The following is a 1117-nucleotide window of genomic DNA, read 5'->3' as shown; positions in this document are numbered from 1 at the left end:
GCATCTAACGGATCATATTCAGACTAAGCGAGTGCATTCTGATACAGATATTTAATAGTATCGATGAATACGTTTCTTTCATTTTCATCAATACTTAACCAATTATTGAGAAAAACAGCCAGAACGTCAGACGCGAGAAATGTATCAGGAACATCATGAAATTTGATTAACTCCGCGCCAAACGGCTCTACAACTTCATACAACCAAACTCCCGCTAAGTCATAATTTTCGGAGACATATTCAGCGACAGCTTCTAGCCCTTTTGCCTGTGAAATCAAGTTCGCTATCAGGTCCATCTCGCTGACCGCCGACCGCTCAAGCGCCTTAATAAAATCTTCGCGTTGATCCAGTGCGCCCATAACTAAATAAGTAGCACTCAAAACTGTTTTTTCGTTCATTGCATCACTCCTATTTGATGGAATACCGCCCCGTAGTGGAGCGGTGCGCTTAATCAGGCATAAGCCCGTTTAAGTTCCAGCGTGCGGAGTAACTGGCCCAGTTCACTGATAAGCATTGCCGGTACTCTGACCGACTTCTTTTTGAGCTGGCATTTGGCAATGTGGCGCGCCCGCGCTTTGCTTGATAGGCTTATCTGTTCTACAGCAATTGCAGGATGGTTCATGCGCTGCTGTTTTTTCGGGGCCTGCTTTACAAAACTGGCAGTTGGTGCAATGATACAAGCGTCAATTTTCATAGTCTTAACTCCAATAGATAATTGATAGTCGGTTAAACTTTCCTAGGGCTGAACCGACAGAGAGAGCAGACGCAAGTCTGCTTTTTTCATTTCTGGTTTTGGCTTAACACCTCCTTTTCTATCTGTTCGATTATTTCTTCGTGGCTCAGAGTGACAACGTCACGAAACTCAAAATAACGATCTCCTACCTTGGCGTAGATGTCTGTCACGTTGCCGCAGTACATTTCTGCCAGCTTGAATGACTCACTATTTACATCACCTTGCCAATCCAAAGGAACCATTTTGCTGATTGCGTCCATAAATGCCGATAAGGTTATTTCGATTGGCGCGGTTATTGCCATTTGCTCCCGTAACAGCCAATAGGTTGTCTCTTTACTCGCATCCCAGCTAAAGCGATCACTGGTTTTATTTACTGGTTGGTAC

The 1117-nt window shown here is 44.2% G+C and carries 3 protein-coding genes; all 3 read right to left on the bottom strand.

Features of this window, described 5'->3' with window-relative positions; all coding sequences use genetic code 11:
* Window positions 1–23 precede the first annotated feature (23 nt).
* Entirely contained in the window at window positions 24–398 is a 375-nt protein-coding gene (locus AACW11_RS19110; RefSeq protein ID WP_212587056.1) for a hypothetical protein, read from the bottom strand.
* A 53-nt stretch (window positions 399–451) separates the two neighbouring features.
* Entirely contained in the window at window positions 452–694 is a 243-nt protein-coding gene (locus tag AACW11_RS19105; protein ID WP_212587055.1) for a hypothetical protein, read from the bottom strand.
* 86 nt (window positions 695–780) lie between these two features.
* On the bottom strand, window positions 781–1117 hold a 337-nt coding region (locus AACW11_RS19100), incomplete at its 5' end, for a hypothetical protein (protein WP_212587054.1).

The organism is Yersinia sp. Marseille-Q3913, assembly GCF_963892745.1.
Classification (GTDB): Bacteria; Pseudomonadota; Gammaproteobacteria; order Enterobacterales; family Enterobacteriaceae; genus Yersinia; species Yersinia bercovieri.
The sequence above is the reverse complement of the archived record's forward strand: the minus strand, read 5'-3'. Positions and strand labels throughout refer to the sequence as shown.

Excerpts from the sequence above, each read along its gene's own strand:
- AACW11_RS19110 (WP_212587056.1), bottom strand. The coding sequence starts at position 398 with ATGAACGAAAAAACAGTTTTGAGTGCTACTTATTTAGTTATGGGCGCA.
- AACW11_RS19105 (WP_212587055.1), bottom strand. The coding sequence starts at position 694 with ATGAAAATTGACGCTTGTATCATTGCACCAACTGCCAGTTTTGTAAAG.